A 19,690-nucleotide genomic window follows, 5' to 3' on the forward strand; every position below is an offset into this window, starting at 1 on the left:
CATTTATATCCTTATTATAAATGTACTTCCTTTCCCCGGTTCGCTCTTCACGCTGACGCTGCCTCCGTGCTTCTCCGTCATCGTCTTCACGTAGAACAATCCCAGTCCATACCCTTTCACGTCGTGCAGATTGCCTGTAGGTACGCGATAGAACTTGTCGAAGATATGCTTCTGCTTCTCCGGGGCGATGCCGATGCCGTGGTCGCTGACGGAGACTTCGGTCTGCACGTCCTGCCCGGTACTGACGGTGCGGCAGCGGATGCTTACTTCCGCTTCCCTGTGCGAGTATTTGATGGCATTATCCATCAGGTTGCTGATGATATTGCTGAAGTGCGTGCGGTCGGCAAGTACGGTCAGGTCTTCCGGTTCGATGTCTACCGTGACGTGCACGGGCTTCTCGGCTTTCAGCTTGTGTTGCTCGATGAGCGGCTCCAGGACTTCTTGTACTGACAACTCCTCCGGGTGTAGGCGGAACGTCTTGCGACGCTCCATGCTCATGGAGAGAATCTGTTCCACCAGTCCGCTAAGGCGCTGAAGCTGCTCCTGGCAGATGCCCAGGTACTTATCCCGTTGCGCTTTCTCTTCGGCCTGGTCAAAGTTGAGCAGGGCGTCGTTGGCGGCGTATGCCACGGCGATGGGGGTTTTTAGCTCGTGGGTGATGTTATTGGTAAAGTCGCTCTTCATCTCCTCCAGCGTCTTCTGCTTCAGGATGGTACGGATCAGGAACCAGAAGGAGAAGGAGAGTATAATCAGTATGACGAACGACGTGGCAAGGATGCCCGACATTTGCCGTAACACCAGCGAGTCTACGGGATCCATCAACAGGCGGTAACTCTGATTGGTGTTGAGGTCGAAAGAGTAATTGTATGCTATGGCTTTGGGACCGGGGATGTATCCGGGGGTAGTTATCACTTCCAGCGTATCTAAAAACACAAATGTAGAGTCCGGGCTGCTGCCTTTGTGCAGATGTATCAATCGGTGGGGCAGGGTGATGCCGCGTTCTTGCAGCAGCACGGTCAGCAGACTGTCGTAAAGGGCTACATCGGGGTCGGTAAGGATGTCCAGACCGGAATGCAGTCCGCGTTGGAGGTAGGTGGCAAGTTCCAGCATGTTGTTCTGGTTGCGCAGAATCACTTCCAGGCCTCCTTGTGCAGTCAATGCAGCCCTTGGGGTATCAGTTACGGCTTCTTCCATACTCTGTCGGGCGCTCTTCCGGACGCTGACCTCTACGCGGGTAGAGTCGTTGGGATAACTTATGGAGACGCTGTCGGGCTTGGGCATCAGCTTGCTTTGCAGGGTAGAGTGTCCCAGGGAATCTTCGTAGTTGACGGTGGTGCTGCTGCGTACAAACGATTTTCCGTCATCATCATATCCGGCTGATACGCTTACTTCTCCATGCTCTGCATGTTCTTTCCGCATTTTCTCGATGCGCATCATCATTTCGTTATAGTCGCTCATGCGCAGAGCTTCGTTGATGCTCCGCACCATCTCGTCGTGCATGGTGCGGTAAAGTCCCGTGATCCAGTAGGCTTGGTAGGCAAAGATGCCGGCCAGGGAGACGATGACAAGTATGGCAATATATTTAAACGGCAGTTTCATAGTTGTTTCAGGGAGTATTTCGTTAGGGCAAAGATAAGACTTATATTGTGAGCATCATCATGCGGTAAGACTAAATAACACTTCCGATAACACTGGATAACACTCGGTAAGCCGGTGATAACACAAGGTCTCGCCGATTCTGCCGTACTTTGCAGACGAAGATAGTTCTTGAATCTGAAAAGCAAGTATAACACATAAATAAGAAAAGAAATATGAAACGAATTTTACTACTATCTATTGCTTGTTGTGCTCTGAGCGTGGCTCTGTCGGCACAAGAGAAAACCGGCAGTACAACTTCTTCTGACGATGACCGCATCCTCAGTGCCGACAGTCTTATCACGGCAGATGCCCGCCTGGACAGCCTCTACCAAACTTTGCCGGAGGTAATGGTTACCGGAGAACGCCCCATCGTGAAAGCCGCACAAGGCAAACTGGTGTACGACCTGCCCCGGCTTATTCAGAACCTTCCCGTAGACAATGCCTACGATGCCGTGAAAGAACTCCCCGGCGTGATAGAAATGGACGGTAATCTGCAACTGGCAGGACAAAGCGTCACCGTCATTCTAGACGGCAAGGTGACTACGCTCAGCGCCGACCAGCTTAATGCCCTGCTCCGAAGCATTCCCGCCAGTCGCATTGAGAATGCGGAAGTGATGTACAACGCCCCGGCACGCTATCAGGTGCGCGGTGCGCTCATCAATATCACGCTGAAACAATCGATAGGCGGCCCAAGCACCCTGCAGGGCGAAGTCTACGGCAAGTATCGCCAAAGCCACAACGAGGGCTTTGAGGAACGCGCCAGCTTGGTGTACAGCAAAAATAAATTCTCTACTGATTTTCTTTACTCGCACAGCCACGGCCGGGGGTACTCTACCACCGACAAAGAGGCTCTGCACTCTCTGGCAGACGGCTCGGTGCACCCCATGACTATAGATGAGGTGCACCAAGGCCGCTCCCATACCCATAACTTCCGTGTGGGAGCAGATTATAACATTGCCAAAGACCATCAGTTGAGCTTTGTTTATAACGGCAAGTACGTCACTTCTCATAACAACACGAGTATTGCCGGCACGCAAGTTTCCACCACCCGCAGCAACAGCACCGACTGGCTGCATAACGGTCGCCTGGATTACCGCACGCCTTTCGGGCTGAAAGCCGGTGCCGAGTTGACCTATTACCGTTCTCCCTCCGACCAGTTGCTGCACAGCCACCTGCAGGACAAAGAACTGGACTTCTATACCGAAGATTGCCAACGCATCAACCGCTGGAAGTTCTTCCTCGCCCAGGAACACGACTTGGGGCAGGGCTGGGGACTGAACTACGGTGCCATCTATACCACCAGCGTCGATAATAGCTACCAATACTACTATGATCCCGCAACTGGCGGACAGCTCGAATCTTCCGGTTCCATCAGCAATATGAAGTCTCGTCGCCGCGAACAGACGTTGAACTTCTACGCCGGCTTCAACAAGAGCTTCGGCGACAAGCTGTCGCTGGATGCTTCTCTGGCCGTGGAGCATTACAAGACGGTGGTATGGAATCAGTGGGACTGGTATCCTACCATCAACTTGAATTACAACCCTGCACCCGGCCACATGCTGCAACTGGCCTTGAGCAGCGACAAGGATTATCCCGATTATTGGGCTGTGCAAGACGCTATCTCTTATATCGGCGGAGAATATTCCGAACTGCATGGCAATCCATTCCTGAAACCGGCACAAGACTACCAGCTTCAGTTGACCTATATTTTGAAGAGTAAATACATCTTCAGTGCCTGGTTCAATCATACCAAAGATTACTCGGTACAGACCCTTTACCAGTCTTCGGAGCGGCTTGTAGAGATATACAAGGAACTGAATTTTGATTATAAGCAACAAGCAGGAATACAAGCATCTATTCCATTTAAAGTGAAGAATTGGTTGAACTCCCGTCTGACCCTTATCGGTCTGTGGCATCACGAGAAAGACAAAGACTTCTGGGACATTCCTTTCGACCGCAAGCAGTGCTACGGCATCGCCCAGATGAACAATACTTTTACTCTCTCTACAAAGCCCGATTTGAAGCTGACGCTTACCGGTTTTGTACATAGCAAAGCCATTCAGGGCATCTACGACCTGCCTACATCGGGTAATGTAAACGTTGCTTTGCGCTACGGTTTCGCCAAAAACAAAGCCATCCTCAACCTCTATTGCAACGATATCTTCGAGACGGGACAGATCTCTCCGCGCATCCGCTTCAAGACGCAGAATGTGACGAACCATTACTCTTGCTTCCGTGAGTTCGGTGTATCGCTGACGTATAAGTTCGGCGGGTATAAGGAGAAACAACGGGAGGCGGTGGATACGTCGCGGTTTAAATAAGATAAATAGTATGAGAAAAAATATTCTGGTTTTTTGGGCGGTGTTAGTATATTGTATGCCGTTTGTATGGTCGCAAACATTGCCTCTTGACACCATTCCTTTTGAGATCGGTGCAGACAATCGTATCTATGTAACCTGCTTTGTCAATGAGCGTTCTACACCTCTGCGCTTCTTGTTCGATACCGGAGCTACCGATGTGGTTATTAATTCAAATTCCCCACGGGTAGATTCATTGGTTGTTTTTTCAAACCAGGTAGAGAACTACAGTGCCAATTCCGTTGAAATGTTGCAAGTGACTGATACTACACAGACTGTTCGATTAGGAAGGAGTACCGTTTCCCATCTTATGCTGGTATCTATTCCTTATCCGCCTGAGGCTTGGGATGGAGTGCTGGGGCTCAGTTTCTTTCGTTCGTTCATCGTGCGGATTGATTATGGAAGCCGGTGTATTTACCTTTACCGTCCGGAAGGATATATTCCCCCGGTTCATGCCGTCCGTCTGCCTATAACCTATCGGCTGGATGTTCCTACTGTGCTTGTGGAGGTCAATGTGAATGGGACATCGTATCAAGTACAATTGGAGGTAGATACCGGATCGGATCGTGCACTCGATTTGAACACTCCTTTCGTAGAGCAGCATCACTTGCGTGGCAAGCAAAAGCCCTTTGCTATTTCGCGTATTACGGGTACTATGGATGATAATGGAGTGCTTGAGAATGTATTCTTTGATTTTGTTTCTTTAGGTTGCATTACGTTGCCACGCATTCCCGGAGCTCTTTCTACTATTAAGGAAGGAGCACAAGCCAGCATGGAAATGGATGGGGTAATGGGAAATAACCTGCTGCAACGCTTTAATCAGACGTATGATTTCAAAAACGGATATCTTTATTTGGAGGTTAATAACCGTCTGTACAAGCCGTTTTATGATTTCTTGGTGAAGTAAGATAACCTTATGGCTTAAATAGACGGAAACAGTAGTGTAAACATACTTCCTGTTCCGGGTTGCGAACTGACAGTGATATTGCCGCTATGTTGGTGCATGATTTGCCGGGATATTGTGAGCCCGATGCCCGAACCGGAGGGCTTGGTGGTGAAAAAGGGGACGAAGATACGTTCCAGTACATCCGGTTCGATTCCAGTTCCATCGTCCGCAACCCGCAAGTAAGGGTGGTTGGCAGGAGTAATGCCTGCGGAAAGAGTGATATATTTCGCCTCGTTTTCGCGGGCATTCTTTATGAGGTTGATAAGGATTTGCTCAATCTGGCTCTTGTCTGCAATGATACGCAGGGAGGCTTTGGGGAGCGAGAGGTGCAGGTCGTTCTGCTCGTTCTGCATGAATTGCAGGACATCTTGCAGGATGTCTTGGNTCTTGTCTGCAATGATACGCAGGGAGGCTTTGGGGAGCGAGAGGTGCAGGTCGTTCTGCTCGTTCTGCATGAATTGCAGGACATCTTGCAGGATGTCTTGGGCAGTGTGCAGCTTTAGGATGGGCTGGGGCAGATGGGATACTTCGCGATAGTTGCCGACGAAATGTACCAGTCCGTTGCCGCGGCGACTGATGGTTTGGAGCATCTGACGCATTTCATTTTTGGTTTCTTCATTGCCTTCCAGTTCTTCGATTTGCTTGGACAGTAGTTCGGTAAGGGAGATGACGGGGGTGATGGAATTCATAATCTCGTGGGTCAGTACGCGGATGAGCTTCTGCCACGCTTCCGTTTCCTGACTGTCAAGGGCGGAGTGGATGTTCTTCATGCTGGCTATGATGAGTCGTCGGCCTTCGATGGCGAACTCCATGCCGGAGAGAGCCAGCTGAATGGCCTCTTCTGCACGGTCTATTTGGAGTACGGAGAGGTCGCCGGCTTTCAGTTTGTACAGTCTTTCGGGCAGTTCGGAGTGGAAGAGGCGGAGGTCTTCGATGTGCCTGGGGGCTTTGAGGGCAATGTCTTCTGTATGGGAACTGATTAGTCGCTTTGCTGCTTCGTTCATCCACTCGATGGCTCCGTCGGGAGTATAGACGAGGATTGAGATGTCGATATGATTGGCAAGAGCCTGGAAGTATTGCAGACGGCTTTCTTTCTTTTGCAGGTTGCTGCGATAGTGGTCCAGGGCATCTTGCATTTCTGTTAGTAGTTCCGGTGGGAGGGAGTGGTGGTTTTCTTTTCCTTGTATTGGGGAGGAGAGGAATTCGGAATAGTGTACGGCCCAGATGAATTGTGCCATGGCACGGGCGGAACGGAGAATATAGCGGTAGATGGAACAGGCAACGGTCAGCGTCAGGAAGATAGCGACGCATAGATTGATGTAGAAACCGTGCAGGGCAAGCCAGGCAGTGGCGAAGCAACACGATAGCAGGGCGATAGTTAGCCAAAAAGGGGCTTTTAGCCAGGTTTGTTTTTTCATACAAAGCCTTATTTATAATTTAAACTTCTCAATCCTTCTATAAAGTGATGTTCTCGTTATTCCCAACATTTCTGCTGCTAACGTGATATTACCACCACAGATGCGGAGTACTTCGTTGATGTTCTCCCGTTCCACCCGTTCCAGGTTATATCTCTCTTTCTCGGAAACCACACCTTGCGGCTGTCGGTTCTGTAAGTTGAAATCTTCTGCTGCCAGCAGTGTGCCGTTAGAGAGAATGACGGCACGTTCGATGGCATGCTCCAACTCCCGCACATTGCCCGGCCAACGATAAAGCTGCATCTGCTTTCGCGCCTCTTTCGATATGCTGCGTAGGTCTTTCTTATATTTCTTTTTGTAGCGTTGCAGAAAGAAATCGGCAAGCAGGAACAAATCGTTCCCCCGTTCGCGCAGGGGAGGAATGCGGATCTCAATCGTGTTGATGCGGTATAACAAATCCTGGCGGAATTGTCCGTTGTCAATAGCAGCATATAAATCTGTATTCGTAGCGCAGATCAATCGTACATCTACCGGGTAAGAAGTTGTAGAACCCAGCCGGGAACTTCTTCGCTGCTCAATGACAGAAAGTAACTTAGCTTGTAGCGGCAAGTTTAAGTTGCCTATTTCGTTCAGAAACAGAGTGCCTCCCGAAGCTACTTCAACCCGTCCCGGTTTACTTCTATGCGCATCGGTGAAAGCTCCTTTCTCGTAGCCGAAAAGCTCGCTCTCGAATAGAGTTTCGGGGATGCTGCCCAAGTCAATCGGCACATATACTTCCTTCTTTCGGGGAGATTGTTCATAAACGTACCGGGCTATCAGGTCTTTTCCAGTTCCGTTTTCTCCCAATAGCAGGAGGTTGGCATCCGTTTCGGAGAACTTTCGTATCGTACTGAAGATGGCCTGCATAGCTGCCGATTCTCCGATAACCTTTGTCGGTTCGGCAGGTGCGGAGAGTGTTTCGGCTTGTTCTTTCAATGTCTCTTGTTGTTTCTTCAGTTTATCCTTCTGCATCTTCAGGTTTTCCACTTCCGCACGGCTGAAACTGAGTTGTATGGCGGATGATACGGTAGCCAGTAACTTCTCATTCTGCCACGGTTTCGGTATAAAGTCCGTAGCTCCTTGTTTGATGGCTTGCACCGCCTTTTCTGTATCGGCATAGGCGGTGATGAAGATAACCACTGCTTTTGCATCCAACTTCAGAATCTCTTCCAGCCAATGAAAGCCTTCCTTTCCGCTGACTGCATCGCGTCGGAAGTTCATATCCAGCAGAATCACATCGAAATGGTTGCGGGAGATAAGGGGTAACAGTTCCCGCGGATCAGAAAGGACCGTGATGCTTTCTGCCAATGAGCGCAACAGCATTTTCAGGGTGAAGAGGATATCTTCGTTGTCATCTACAATCAGTATTCTGCCTCGTTTCATAATTTTCGGTATCAGGGCATTTATAAGTTTTTCGGTTCCTGACATGGGCAAAGATAAGGAAAGTTTTTGAAAGGAAAGTGTACGGAAGCGTGCATTTGGTGTACGATACCGTGCATTTTTGTGTAGCTTTATTTGATTTAAAACATTGATAAATAATGGAATAAAGTTTTGGTATGGTTCTTGCGAAACTTTCGTAGAATGACTAAAAATAGATACTATGATAAAGCATTACATCAAAGTGGCGCTTCGTCTTATTAAGCGGAGTATACTTTTCTCTTCCATCAATATGCTGGGGTTTGTATTCGGTATGGCGGCGGCACTCCTTATTTATCTGTGGGTGGTGCACGAACTGACCTATGATGACTGTTTCTCTGATGTAGACCGCATTTATCGGGCTATTGAAGTGAGGAAGGAAGCGAGCGGAGAAATAAAAGAAGCTCCGGCATCTATACGTTCGCTTGCAAAGGTTCTGAAAAAAGATTTTCCACAAGTAGAAGATGCCACTTCTATCTTGTATGCAGGAAACTACTTCATGGAAGCAGAAAACGATAAAAAAGTAAACGTAGATAAGGCCTATGTAGATACTACTTTTTTCCAAGTGTTTTCATTTCCCGTAATAGAAGGTGATCTTGCTTGTATCAGCGACAATATGAACAATATCGTCCTGGCAGAGCCGGTAGCACGGAAGCTTTTTGGCAATGCCTCGGCTGTGGGAAAGAAGCTTTCCGAATCTATGTTTAAAGATTTCAAAACAGTATATACGGTTGTGGCCGTTGTGAAGATTCCGACAAAGAGCCATATTCGCTTTGATGTAGCTGTCCCTATTGATGGCTATATGTATGGAGCGCACGGTTGGAGTTGGGATGCCCCTTGCCGTGATGGATTACATGTATATTTAAAAATGAAATCGGGTGATAATGGCAAAATGTATCGACAAGAACAGGAAAACATGAGCCGCGCTCTTCGTTATTTCGGAGAGAAACATGCCTTGCTGCGTTTCCAGCCGGTCAGTGATATCTATCTGCATACTACTTTCCCCGATCCGAATGTAAAGAACCATGGCAATATGGCAACTATTTATCTGTTTATAGCTCTGGCCTTATTGGTTATTTTCATGGGTGCCTTTAACTTTACAACACTTTCTACGGCACGTGCATCTTTGCGCTACAAAGAAATAGGAGTGCGGAAGGTGACGGGAGCTAAAAGGAAAACACTGATCAGGCAGTTCCTTTTAGAAAGTCTGGTACAAGCATTCATTTCCTTGGTATTAGCTCTGGCGTTGACGGAACTGATGCTACCGCTGTTCAACCGGTTTATGGGTGTTGACATATCTCTAAGTCTGCATTGGAGTGTTATATTTTATATCTTGTTCGGTATTGTCGGAGTGGGATGCTTGGCGGGCAGTTATCCGGCGTTCTATCTTTCTTCCATTAATCCACTGCTTGCTTTCAAAGGCGGACAGAAGACAGGTCGGAAAGGAGGGCTTATCAAGGGACTGGTATGTGTACAGTTTATCATAGCCCTTGTGCTGATGTTAATGACTTCTATTGTATTCAAGCAACTTCATTATATGCAGAACAAGGATCTGGGACTTGATAAAGAAAACGTAGTATCGGTCTATACTAATCTATGGTACAATGTTGCGGAGTTTAAGCAGGAATTATTAAGGAATCCGAGTGTGAGGAGTGTTTCAATGGGAGCACCGATTGAAAGTTTTGAAGAAAACACAGAGAACAGAAATGGTACGTTGGCTCGTTGGACGGATGTAGACGGTAGGGAAGACTCCCTGAAGATAGTCGTGCTTTATGCAGATGCCGATTTTGTGAAAACCTTCAATCTGAACTTGTTGAAAGGCGAATTGATGGATGCTGATTTTGATCACTATTGGGGGAATACCACCCCTTCTGTCATCATCAATGAGGCTGCCTGGAAAGCTATGAAAGTAGCTGATCCTATCGGGATGGAGTTGCAGATATTCTACTGGGCCAAATTGCGTATAGTGGGAGTTGTGAATAATTTCAATTTTCAGTCTTTACGCGAGGAAATTAAACCTGCAGTGCTATACTATACACCAGAGAGCTTGCAGTATCTGCACATTAAGATAGCTCCCGAACATCGGCAGGAAACACTGAAGTTCATACAGGATAAATATGAAGAAATGGCTGCCCGTGATGACCTTATCGTCAAAGGGTTCCGTTATCAATTCTTCTCCGATGCCTTGAATAAAAATTACGCCAAAGAGCAACAACAAAGTCGCATGTTATTGTTTTTCACTATACTTGCTATTGTCATTGCCATGATGGGAGTATTTGGTTTGGTTGCCCTCTCTACGGAGCAGCGGACCAAGGAAATCGGCATCCGCAAAGTGAACGGTGCGCATTCCGACCGTATTGTACGGATGTTCTGCCGCGAATACCTAAAGTGGGTAGGGATTGCTTTCGTCATAGCCTGCCCTATGGGATATTTGCTCATGAGCCGTTGGCTGAGTGAGTTTGCCTATCAGACGGGCATCAGCTGGTGGCTGTTCCTGCTGGCCGGAATTATTATTGCAGGTATCACCTTGCTGACGGTTATCGGACAGACGTGGAGGAAAGCATCGCAGAACCCGGTGAAGTCATTAAGATTTGAATAATAATCATCCTTAAAATAGTAACAGACATGATAAAGACAATCAGCCTAAGCAAAATATTCCGCACCGAAAGCGTGCAAACCACCGCCTTGAACGAAGTAAGCCTTGAAATCAACGAAGGAGAGTTTGTAGCTATCATGGGACCTTCCGGTTGCGGAAAGTCCACATTACTGAATATGTTGGGACTGCTCGACAATCCTACCTCCGGCGAACTTTGGTTCCTGGATCAGGAAGTTTCCCGTTATTCTGAAAACAACCGGACGGACTTGCGTAACGGCAATATTGGTTTCGTCTTTCAAAGTTTCAACCTGATAGATGAACTGACCGTTTTTGAAAACGTAGAGCTTCCTTTATTGTATGCCGGTGTCTCCACTCGCGAACGTGTGGAACGTGTGAATCGGGCTTTAGAACGGATGCAGATTGCTCATCGCACGGAGCATTATCCGCAGCAACTTTCGGGTGGTCAGCAGCAGCGTGTCGCCATTGCCCGTGCCATCGTCACCAATCCCCGCATTATCCTTGCCGATGAACCTACAGGTAATCTGGATTCGACAAACGGTAACGAAGTAATGTCTTTGCTGAAAGAATTGAATCAGGATGGCACTACTGTTGTAATGGTTACTCACTCGGAAGAGAATGCCCGCGAAGCAGGGCGAATCGTCCGGATGATGGACGGGTGCATACTGACGGAAAGGTACCGCAGTTGAACAATAAAACGATCGAGGTTAAACTATATTAGTCAAACATTTGACTAATTAAAGAATTTCTTTTACCTTTGCGCCCGTTTTTAAGGTAAAAAGAAGATTTATGCAAAAAGAAGGTGCAGAGTTTAGAGAACTACAACTGCAAATATTCCGTACGCGTATGGCGTTTCGTCGTTGTATGCAGCGTACGTTGAAGAAGAAGGAGGCGGGTATCACGTTTGAAATGTTGCAAGTGCTGAGTTGCTTATGGCGTGAGCAAGGCATTACGCAACAAGTGCTTGCCGAACGCACGGCAAAAGACAAAGCTTGCTTGACCAACCTGATGGGAAATCTGGAAAAGAAGGGATACGTCTGCCGGAAAGAAGGTTCGCAAGACCGTCGTAGCAAACTTGTGTTTCTTACTCCCGAAGGAGAACAGTTCTGGAAAGACCTGCTCCCGGTATTAGATGAAGTCTATACACAAGTAGGGCATATTATCGGATTGGATAACATCGAGACGATGTTATCAGGATTAAAAAATGTACACGATGTATTGGAAAGTTTATAAGCCCTCGGCACTTGGATTGCTGGGGGCCTTGTTTTGTGTGTCTTCGATGCAGGCACAAACGACACAAGCCGATTCTCTCTTCCTGACGGTAGACCAACTGTTTGACCGCGGGGTGCGCAACAGCTTGCTGCTGCAAGCAGATGCCTTGAAAGAGAAAGCTGCCGGAGAACGGACACAGACCGCCCGCTCGGCACAACTCCCGGATTTGCAGGTAGGATTGAAAGGCGGATACGTGGGCCAACCGACCGTTTTCCAACATGGCTTGACGGATGCTGTCCATCCTGATGTGCCCGACTGGTCACAGAACTATGCCATCGACTTTGCACAACCCCTGTATCAGGGAGGGAAGATACATTCCGGCATCCGGAAAGCAGACCTGGAACAAGAACTCGCCTCCTTGCAGACACAGACCGACCAGGCGGAAGTCAAACTGGGACTGATGGAACAATATCTGAATCTATTCAGCCTGTACCGCAAATATGAAGTCCTGACGCGGAACATTGAGGAATCGGAACGCCGTTTGCACGACATTATCCGGATGAAGCAGGAAGGACTGATTACCAACAACGACGTGTTGCGCAGCGAAATGCAGCTGACCAACGACCGCTTGTCGTTGCAAGAGACGGAGAACAGCATTGCATTAGTATCCCAGCATCTGAACATCCTTTTGGGACAAGAAGAAAATCTGCTGCTGATACCGGACACGGCCTTGTTATTTCGATCCGTAGCCCTCGAAACTTACGAGGATTATGTGACTGAAGCCTTTGCCAACGCACCGGGCCTGAAGCAGCTGCGCAAGCAAACCGAACTTGCACAGAACGATGTCCGGCTGACCCGTGCCGTTTCCCTGCCCAGCGTGTCGCTGTATGCATCGAATACCCTGGCGCGCCCTCTTTCGCGTACCTTGGAAGATATGTACAACAATAACTGGAATGTCGGCATGGCCGTTTCCGTCCCCTTGTCTTCTTTCTATAAGAACAACCACAAACTGAAAGAAAGTAAACTGGCTGTTACCCTCCGCCGGAATGCGGAAGAGCAAAAAATGCAGACCATCCGCGTGAATGTGCGTACGGCATACTTGCGCCATCAGGAAGCATTGCGGCAAGTGGAAGCCTTGAAACTCTCCGTCCGCCAGGCGGAGGAGAACTACCGCATCATGCAGAACCGTTACCTCAGCCAGTTGGTCATACTGACCGATTTGCTGGACGCCAACTCCGTGCGGTTGAATGTAGAACTGCAACTGACAACAGCCCGTACACGTGTTATTTATACTTATTATCAACTTCAGAAGGCATGCGGCCGTCTCTGATTAAATACAGTTTATCATTATGAGTGAATGGAAAGCGAAACAAAAGAAACTGCGGCAACACCGGTTGCGTAATATCATTCTGAACGCAACTTGCATCATCCTGGCAGGGTCGGGACTTTGGTTCACCGCCAATTACTTCTGGCGTTATATCAACTATGAAATTACGAACGATGCTTTTGTCGACCAGTACGTCGCCCCGTTGAACATCCGTGTCTCGGGTTATATCCAGGATGTGCGTTTCATGGAACACCAATATGTGCACCAAGGAGATACGCTGCTGATACTGGATAACCGCGAGTATCAGATCAAAGTAAAAGAAGCGGAAGCTGCCTTGATGGATGCAGTCGGTTCGAAAGACGTGATTCACTCCGGCATACAGACTTCCCAAATGAATGTCACTGTGCAGGATGCCAATATCGTAGAGGCAAAAGCGAAGCTCTGGCAGCTGGAACAGGACTACCACCGTTTTGAGCGCCTGCTGAAAGAAGAGTCGGTGTCCGAGCAGCAATACGAGCAGGCAAAGGCTGCCTACGAAGCAGCGGAAGCACGCTATCGGGCATTGGTAGGGCAGAAAAACGCCGCCATGTCGCAATACACCGAAGCCAGCAAAAAGACCACTGTAGCCCAAGCGAACATCCTTCGCCGCGAAGCCGATCTGGACCTGGCAAACCTTAATCTCTCGTATACCGTACTGACAGCTCCTTATGACGGCTACATGGGTCGTCGCACTCTGGAACCGGGACAGTTTGTACAAGCCGGACAAACCATTTCGTACCTGACCCGCGATCAAGGCAAATGGATTACCGCCAACTATAAGGAAACACAGATAGCGCATATCTTCATCGGTCAGGAAGTGTTCATAAAGGTAGATGCTTTGCCCGGCAAGACCTTCAAAGGCAAAGTAACTGCCATTTCAGAAGCTACCGGCTCTAAATACTCCTTGGTCCCAACAGACAATTCGGCAGGAAACTTCGTGAAAGTGCAACAGCGCATCCCCGTGCGTATCGACTTGGAGGAAGTCTCTTCCCAGGATATGCAGAACCTCCGTGCAGGTATGATGGTTGAAACCGAAGCATTGCGCCCATGAGAACAATGGCGGAGTTGGAACTACCCGTCCGTAACTGGGTGCCGGATTGGCTGGGGTTGGTATGTCTTTTTCTCATCATCCTCCCGGTGACCATGCTGAACGGCTCTTATACCGGCAGTATGCTGGAAGTATCGAGCACACTGGGCACAAACAAAGAGGACATCACAATGGGATATTATGCCGCTTCGGCAGGTATGGCGATAGCCTATCCCATCGCTCCCAAGATACTGGGGGCATTCTCTTCCAAGTTCCTGCTGCTGCAGAATATGCTGATCCAGTTCTTTCTGAGCTGGATATGTGCCCACTCCCAGCAGGTGGATATACTGATTGTGAGCAGTTTCTTCATCGGCTTCCTGAAAGGTTTCCTGATGCTGTGGTTCATTCGCCGGGCACAAAAGATATTCAGCCGGGACAATGTGCGCAGTGAGTTCTATTCCTATTTCTATCCGCTGGTGTACGGGGGAGGGCAGTTGTCCATGATAATCACGGCAGAGCTGGCTTATTACTACAACTGGAAGTACATGTATTACTTCATGATGCTGCTTATCCTGCTGGCTATCCTGGCAGTGATTATCTGTTTCCGCCACGACCGTTCGTTGAAGAAGATATCGGTAAGTGAGTTGCATCTGCGCGAGATGATGGTTATCTCCGCAGGATTGCTGATGCTGATGTATGTCATCAATTACGGGAAGGTGCTCGACTGGATGTCGTCGCCCCGTATCTGCTTGTACATTGTGGTGGCTCCTATGCTGATAGCCCTCTTCGTATGGATACAATATCACTCCAAGACACCGTATGTCACATTGGCGCCACTCTATCATTTCAAGACGCTTTTGGGCTATTTCTATATGATACTGGTTATGTTTTTCAGTACGTCCACTACGCTGATGACCAACTATATGTCCACCATTCTGCATGTAGATTCCACGCGCACGTATTCTATCTATATTTATCTGCTGCCGGGGTATGTATTGGGGGCATTCGTCTGTTTCTGGTGGTTTCGCTGGCAGCATTGGCGTTTCCGTTTCCTGATAGCCGGAGGGATGGCTTGCTTTGCAGTCTTCTTCGGCATCCTTTATTTCACCGTTTCGCCGGACAGTACGTACGAGATGCTGTTCTTCCCGATATTTCTGCGAGGCTTCGGCATGTTGGTGCTGATTATAGCCTTTGCATTGTTTGCGGTGGAAAACCTGCAGCCGAAGGCTTTCTTATCTAACGCCTTTTTTCTGATCATCTTCCGTTCGGTATTGGCACCCGTCATGGCAACTTCCTTTTATAGTAACCTGCTCTACAACTTGCAGCAGAAGTATATGCACTCCCTGGCAGAGAATTTCACACTGGTCGATCCATTGGCAGCTTCCAAGTATGCCACGGCATTGAGCAGCAACCTGGCAAAAGGGCATGGATATGCTGAGGGGGCACAGATGGCCACCATGAGCCTGTACTCTACGTTGCAACAACAGAGTTTGTTATTGGCGCTGAAAGAAATCCTGGGATATCTGTTTGTCATAGCGATAGTGATTGCCGTCGTGTCCCGTTTTATCCCTTTTCATAAGACGGTGCGCATTAAATTTGCGAAGGCGGGTGACGATACGGTATAGTACGACAGTTCAGAGATTATATCTTAATGCGGGCAGGATGTATAAGTATTCAGAGTAATTTTGTACTTTTGCAACTTTCAAAAAGGTAAAGTTGTTATTTAAAGAAAAAAGACTCTGTATGAAATCGGATATTGAAATAGCCCGCAGCATAGAGCTGAAGAAGATAAAGCAGGTGGCCGAGAGTGTAGGCATCCCGCGTGAGGAAGTAGAGAACTACGGACGCTATATTGCGAAAATCCCCACACACCTGATTGATGAAGAAAAAGTAAAGAAGAGCAATCTGATACTTGTAACTGCCATTACTGCCACCAAGGCGGGCATCGGAAAGACTACCGTGTCCATTGGCCTGGCATTGGGACTGAACAAGATAGGCAAGAAGGCAATCGTTGCTTTGCGTGAACCGTCGCTGGGGCCGTGCTTCGGAATGAAAGGCGGTGCGGCCGGAGGAGGATATGCCCAGGTACTCCCGATGGAAAAAATCAACCTGCACTTTACGGGAGATTTCCACGCCATAACTTCGGCACATAATATGATTTCCGCCTTGCTCGACAATTATCTCTACCAACATCAGGCGGACGGTTTCGGATTGAAAGAAATCATCTGGCGCCGCGTGCTCGACGTGAACGACCGTTCCTTGCGCAGCATTGTCACCGGCTTGGGGCCGAGTACAAACGGTGTTACCGAAGAGTCTGGTTTCGATATTACTCCGGCTTCCGAAATAATGGCCATTCTTTGCCTGGCAAAAGACCTTGAAGACCTCCGCCGCCGTATCGAGAATATAATTCTTGGTTTCCGTTTTGATGGTACTCCTTTTACAGTGAAGGAGTTAGGAGTAGCAGGAGCCATTACTGTTTTGCTGAAAGATGCCATTCATCCGAACCTTGTGCAGACTACCGAAGGCACTGCGGCTTTTGTTCATGGAGGGCCGTTCGCAAACATTGCACATGGTTGCAACTCGATTCTTGCCACGAAGATGGCGATGACATTCGGCGACTATGTAGTGACGGAGGCCGGTTTCGGTGCCGACTTGGGTGCAGAGAAGTTCTACAACATCAAATGCCGTAAAAGCGGTTTGCAACCTAAATTGACTGTTATCGTAGCTACTGCACAAGGGTTGAAAATGCATGGAGGTGTCAGTCTCGACCGTATCAAAGAACCTAATATGGAAGGATTGAAAGAAGGCTTTGGCAATCTTGACAAGCATATACGGAATCTGCGTTCATTTGGTCAGGAAGTAATTGTTGCGTTCAATCGTTTTGCCAGTGACACGGATGAAGAGGTAGAAGCTATCCGCCGGCATTGTGAAGAAAAGCTGGGCATAGGATTTGCTATCAATAATGCTTTTATGGAAGGAGGAGAGGGAGCGGTAGACCTTGCCAACCTGGTGGTAGATACCATTGAAAACAAGCCGTCGGCTCCTCTGAACTATACATACAATGAAGATGACAGCGTAGAACGGAAGATTGAAAAGATAGCTTGCAACCTGTATGGGGCAAGTGTGGTGACGTATAGTCTTCATTCGCGCAAAGTAATAAAGCTGATTGAGAAAATGGGAATCAGCCATTACCCCGTGTGCATCGCCAAAACGCAGTATTCTTTCTCTGCCGATCCGAAGATATACGGTGCCGTCAATAACTTTGAGTTCCATATCAAGGACATTGTTGTCAACAACGGTGCGGAAATGATTGTAGCCATTGCCGGTGAGATCCTCCGTATGCCGGGCTTGCCGAAGCAACCGCAGGCCGAGCATATTGATATTGTAGATGGCAACATCGAAGGTTTGAGTTGATATATAGAAAAACAGATGGTCTGTTTGAGGTAAACAGACCATCTGTCAGTATCATATAGACCATCTGTTTCAGCTGAACAGATGGTCTGTTTTTTTAGTATGCAAACAATGGATACTTCTTCATTGTCTCATTCACGCGTGCGCGGACGTCAGCAATTACTTGTTCGTTTTCAACGTTGGAGAGCACTGTTTCAATCATTTCAGCGATTTCCAGCATCAGGTCTTCCTTGGCACCACGGGTAGTGATGGCGGGAGTACCCAGACGGATACCGGAAGTCTGGAAAGCAGAACGGCTGTCGAACGGAACCATGTTTTTGTTTACGGTGATGTCGGCAGAAACCAATGCCTTTTCGGCAACTTTACCCGTCAAGTCGGGATATTTGCTGCGCAGGTCTACCAGCATGGAGTGATTGTCCGTACCACCGGAAACGATGGTGAAACCACGGTCTACCAATGCTTGTGCCAGTACGGCTGCATTCTTCTTTACTTGCTTGGCATATTCTTTCCATTCGGGTTGCAGAATCTCACCGAAAGCAACTGCTTTGGCTGCAATGACATGCTCCAGCGGACCGCCTTGAACACCGGGGAATACGGCAGAGTCGAGCAACTGAGACATCATCTTGATTTCGCCCTTCGGAGTTTTCTTGCCCCACGGGTTGGGGAAGTCCTTACCCATCATGATGACACCACCGCGAGGACCGCGCAACGTCTTGTGCGTAGTAGAAGTCACGATGTGAGCATATTTCACGGGGTTATCCAGTTCGCCGGCAGCAATCAGTCCGGCGGGATGAGCCATGTCTATCATCAGGATAGCGCCTACCTTGTCTGCAATTTCGCGCATGCGCTTGTAGTCCCATTCGCGGGAATAAGCAGAACCGCCGCCGATAATCATTTTCGGCTTTTCACGCAAAGCAACTTCTTCCATTTGGTCGTAGTCCACGCGTCCGGTTTCCTGATTCAGATTGTATTCGCAAGGAGTATAAAGGATGCCGGAAGTGTTGACCAAAGAGCCATGAGAAAGGTGACCGCCGTGAGCAAGGTTCAGTCCCATGAATTTGTCGCCTGCATTCAGAACGGCAAGGAATACGGCAGCGTTGGCCTGTGCACCGGAGTGCGGCTGTACGTTGGCCCATTCTGCGCCGAAAATCTGTTTCAGACGGTCGATAGCGATTTGTTCGCTTTGGTCTACTACCTCGCAACCACCATAGTAACGCTTGCCGGGATATCCTTCAGCATACTTGTTGGTGAGGCAGGAACCCATAGCCTGCATAACTTGGTCACTTACAAAGTTCTCTGATGCAATCAGTTCAATACCTTTGAGCTGACGTTGATGTTCTTTTTCGATGATGTCGAAAATTAAATCGTCTCTTTTCATTCTGCTTATTTGGATAAGTTTGATAAATCTATATTCTCTTATTAAGCGTACAAATTTACGTGAAATAAATGAATAAATTGAAGGAAAAGACAGAAATTTACTGTCAAAAAAGTATTCCGAAAGAAAAACTGAGTACGTTGTCTTTGCGGTGGAAACGGATTTCGTTGGCGGTTTCTTCCGCAGCATCGTTGCTTGCGGGGATTTCGTAGGTTACGCTCTTGGAGATGTTGTGCAGCCCTATGTCGTAGCGGAAATCGAAGAATACGCGTGAAATGGTGACTGCGACTCCTGCCGTGAAACTAAGGTTTAAGGGGCGTAGTCTTTCCCGAATGCCCCATTGGTCAAAGTTTTCAAAATTAACTTCACTTTTTTTGTCCCATATATAGCGCACCTTGGGACCACCGAAAACTGCAAGGCTGTAGGGGCCTTCTTTTATGAAATTATATCCGTAGATTACCGGAATATCAATACTATGAATGGAAGATGTGATGGAGGCTTCTTCGGGGATGGTTCCGGCAGGAACATCATCGGGCAGTGGCTTTTCGAAGGTGATGTTGCAGCGGTTAATGTTGTACGAAATCTCCGGTTGAAGGAAATGACGGTCAAAATTTATCCGCATAAAGAGAGAACCGAAATAACCGATTTTATAATTGTTCTGCACCTGGTCAATAGCCACATCATTGACGCTGAACTGGGAAACGAGGAAGAGGGAAGAGGTGAAACCTATTTTTACACCGAAGTTCACCGGATGTTCGTTGGTGCGCTTGGGTGGTTCTTCATCGGCCGTGCCGGGCACAACGGGAGTCTGTCCCCACATCGTTGCGGAGAGAGCCTGCAGGCATAAACAGATAAAGAATATTTTCGGTTTCAT

At 48.2% G+C, this 19,690-nt stretch carries 14 protein-coding genes; 9 read left to right on the forward strand and 5 right to left on the reverse strand.

The window, feature by feature from the left end; translation table 11 throughout:
• Positions 1 to 3: 3 nt before the first annotated feature.
• The gene (locus tag AAE250_RS20405; RefSeq protein ID WP_294600120.1) at positions 4 to 1,599 is read right to left on the reverse strand and encodes a sensor histidine kinase; all 1,596 of its coding nucleotides are present in this window, start codon (positions 1,597 to 1,599) and stop codon (positions 4 to 6) included.
• A gap of 212 nt (positions 1,600 to 1,811) precedes the next feature.
• On the opposite strand from AAE250_RS20405, the gene AAE250_RS20410 reads away from it, so the two are divergent.
• Positions 1,812 to 3,959, forward strand: a complete 2,148-nt coding sequence (locus AAE250_RS20410) for an outer membrane beta-barrel protein (RefSeq protein WP_294600117.1) — start codon at positions 1,812 to 1,814, stop codon at positions 3,957 to 3,959.
• A gap of 10 nt (positions 3,960 to 3,969) precedes the next feature.
• On the forward strand, positions 3,970 to 4,902 hold the full coding sequence (locus AAE250_RS20415) for a retropepsin-like aspartic protease (protein WP_294600114.1): 933 nt from the start codon (positions 3,970 to 3,972) through the stop codon (positions 4,900 to 4,902).
• Between the two features lie 14 nt (positions 4,903 to 4,916).
• Here the strand turns inward: AAE250_RS20415 and AAE250_RS20420 are convergent, their stop codons facing one another.
• Both AAE250_RS20420 and AAE250_RS20425 read right to left on the reverse strand, forming a co-directional pair.
• Entirely contained in the window at positions 4,917 to 6,359 is a 1,443-nt protein-coding gene (locus AAE250_RS20420) for a sensor histidine kinase (protein WP_342289421.1), read from the reverse strand.
• A 12-nt stretch (positions 6,360 to 6,371) separates the two neighbouring features.
• Positions 6,372 to 7,778 carry a sigma-54-dependent transcriptional regulator gene (locus AAE250_RS20425; RefSeq protein WP_294600108.1) on the reverse strand — a complete coding sequence of 469 codons (1,407 nt, stop codon included), beginning with the start codon at positions 7,776 to 7,778 and terminating at the stop codon, positions 6,372 to 6,374.
• Positions 7,779 to 7,995: 217 nt separating this feature from the next.
• On the opposite strand from AAE250_RS20425, the gene AAE250_RS20430 reads away from it, so the two are divergent.
• From AAE250_RS20430 to AAE250_RS20460, 7 genes are all read left to right on the forward strand, one after another.
• A complete protein-coding gene (locus AAE250_RS20430; protein WP_294600105.1) occupies positions 7,996 to 10,410 on the forward strand; it encodes an ABC transporter permease in 2,415 nt (804 codons plus the stop codon).
• Positions 10,411 to 10,436: 26 nt separating this feature from the next.
• A complete protein-coding gene (locus AAE250_RS20435; RefSeq protein WP_294600102.1) occupies positions 10,437 to 11,114 on the forward strand; it encodes an ABC transporter ATP-binding protein in 678 nt (225 codons plus the stop codon).
• A gap of 100 nt (positions 11,115 to 11,214) precedes the next feature.
• Complete coding sequence (locus AAE250_RS20440) at positions 11,215 to 11,658, forward strand: MarR family winged helix-turn-helix transcriptional regulator (RefSeq protein WP_294600100.1); 444 nt, start codon at positions 11,215 to 11,217, stop codon at positions 11,656 to 11,658.
• Positions 11,639 to 12,967: a TolC family protein gene (locus AAE250_RS20445; RefSeq protein WP_294600098.1), complete on the forward strand. Its 1,329-nt coding sequence runs from the start codon at positions 11,639 to 11,641 to the stop codon at positions 12,965 to 12,967. Before AAE250_RS20440 ends, AAE250_RS20445 begins: the two co-directional genes overlap by 20 nt.
• Positions 12,968 to 12,986: 19 nt before the next feature.
• On the forward strand, positions 12,987 to 14,054 hold the full coding sequence (locus tag AAE250_RS20450) for an HlyD family secretion protein (RefSeq protein WP_446715779.1): 1,068 nt from the start codon (positions 12,987 to 12,989) through the stop codon (positions 14,052 to 14,054).
• Positions 14,051 to 15,655, forward strand: a complete 1,605-nt coding sequence (locus tag AAE250_RS20455; RefSeq protein ID WP_294600095.1) for an MFS transporter — start codon at positions 14,051 to 14,053, stop codon at positions 15,653 to 15,655. Before AAE250_RS20450 ends, AAE250_RS20455 begins: the two co-directional genes overlap by 4 nt.
• 118 nt (positions 15,656 to 15,773) lie before the next feature.
• Positions 15,774 to 17,444 carry a formate--tetrahydrofolate ligase gene (locus AAE250_RS20460; protein ID WP_294600092.1) on the forward strand — a complete coding sequence of 557 codons (1,671 nt, stop codon included), beginning with the start codon at positions 15,774 to 15,776 and terminating at the stop codon, positions 17,442 to 17,444.
• Between the two features lie 94 nt (positions 17,445 to 17,538).
• Here AAE250_RS20460 and glyA read toward each other — a convergent pair whose 3' ends face one another.
• Positions 17,539 to 18,819 (reverse strand): serine hydroxymethyltransferase, encoded by a 1,281-nt coding sequence (gene glyA, locus AAE250_RS20465; RefSeq protein ID WP_294600089.1) that lies wholly within the window; start codon positions 18,817 to 18,819, stop codon positions 17,539 to 17,541.
• A 103-nt stretch (positions 18,820 to 18,922) separates the two neighbouring features.
• Complete coding sequence (locus tag AAE250_RS20470) at positions 18,923 to 19,690, reverse strand: porin family protein (RefSeq protein WP_294600086.1); 768 nt, start codon at positions 19,688 to 19,690, stop codon at positions 18,923 to 18,925.

The organism is Bacteroides sp. GD17, from assembly GCF_038448625.1.
In the GTDB taxonomy this organism is placed as follows: Bacteria; Bacteroidota; Bacteroidia; order Bacteroidales; family Bacteroidaceae; genus Bacteroides.

Excerpts from the sequence above, each read along its gene's own strand:
- AAE250_RS20415 (WP_294600114.1), top strand. The coding sequence starts at position 3,970 with ATGAGAAAAAATATTCTGGTTTTTTGGGCGGTGTTAGTATATTGTATG.
- AAE250_RS20405 (WP_294600120.1), bottom strand. The coding sequence starts at position 1,599 with ATGAAACTGCCGTTTAAATATATTGCCATACTTGTCATCGTCTCCCTG.
- AAE250_RS20470 (WP_294600086.1), bottom strand. The coding sequence starts at position 19,690 with ATGAAACCGAAAATATTCTTTATCTGTTTATGCCTGCAGGCTCTCTCC.
- AAE250_RS20425 (WP_294600108.1), bottom strand. The coding sequence starts at position 7,778 with ATGAAACGAGGCAGAATACTGATTGTAGATGACAACGAAGATATCCTC.
- glyA (WP_294600089.1), bottom strand. The coding sequence starts at position 18,819 with ATGAAAAGAGACGATTTAATTTTCGACATCATCGAAAAAGAACATCAA.
- AAE250_RS20455 (WP_294600095.1), top strand. The coding sequence starts at position 14,051 with ATGAGAACAATGGCGGAGTTGGAACTACCCGTCCGTAACTGGGTGCCG.
- AAE250_RS20445 (WP_294600098.1), top strand. The coding sequence starts at position 11,639 with ATGTATTGGAAAGTTTATAAGCCCTCGGCACTTGGATTGCTGGGGGCC.
- AAE250_RS20440 (WP_294600100.1), top strand. The coding sequence starts at position 11,215 with ATGCAAAAAGAAGGTGCAGAGTTTAGAGAACTACAACTGCAAATATTC.
- AAE250_RS20430 (WP_294600105.1), top strand. The coding sequence starts at position 7,996 with ATGATAAAGCATTACATCAAAGTGGCGCTTCGTCTTATTAAGCGGAGT.
- AAE250_RS20410 (WP_294600117.1), top strand. The coding sequence starts at position 1,812 with ATGAAACGAATTTTACTACTATCTATTGCTTGTTGTGCTCTGAGCGTG.
- AAE250_RS20460 (WP_294600092.1), top strand. The coding sequence starts at position 15,774 with ATGAAATCGGATATTGAAATAGCCCGCAGCATAGAGCTGAAGAAGATA.
- AAE250_RS20435 (WP_294600102.1), top strand. The coding sequence starts at position 10,437 with ATGATAAAGACAATCAGCCTAAGCAAAATATTCCGCACCGAAAGCGTG.
- AAE250_RS20450 (WP_446715779.1), top strand. The coding sequence starts at position 12,987 with ATGAGTGAATGGAAAGCGAAACAAAAGAAACTGCGGCAACACCGGTTG.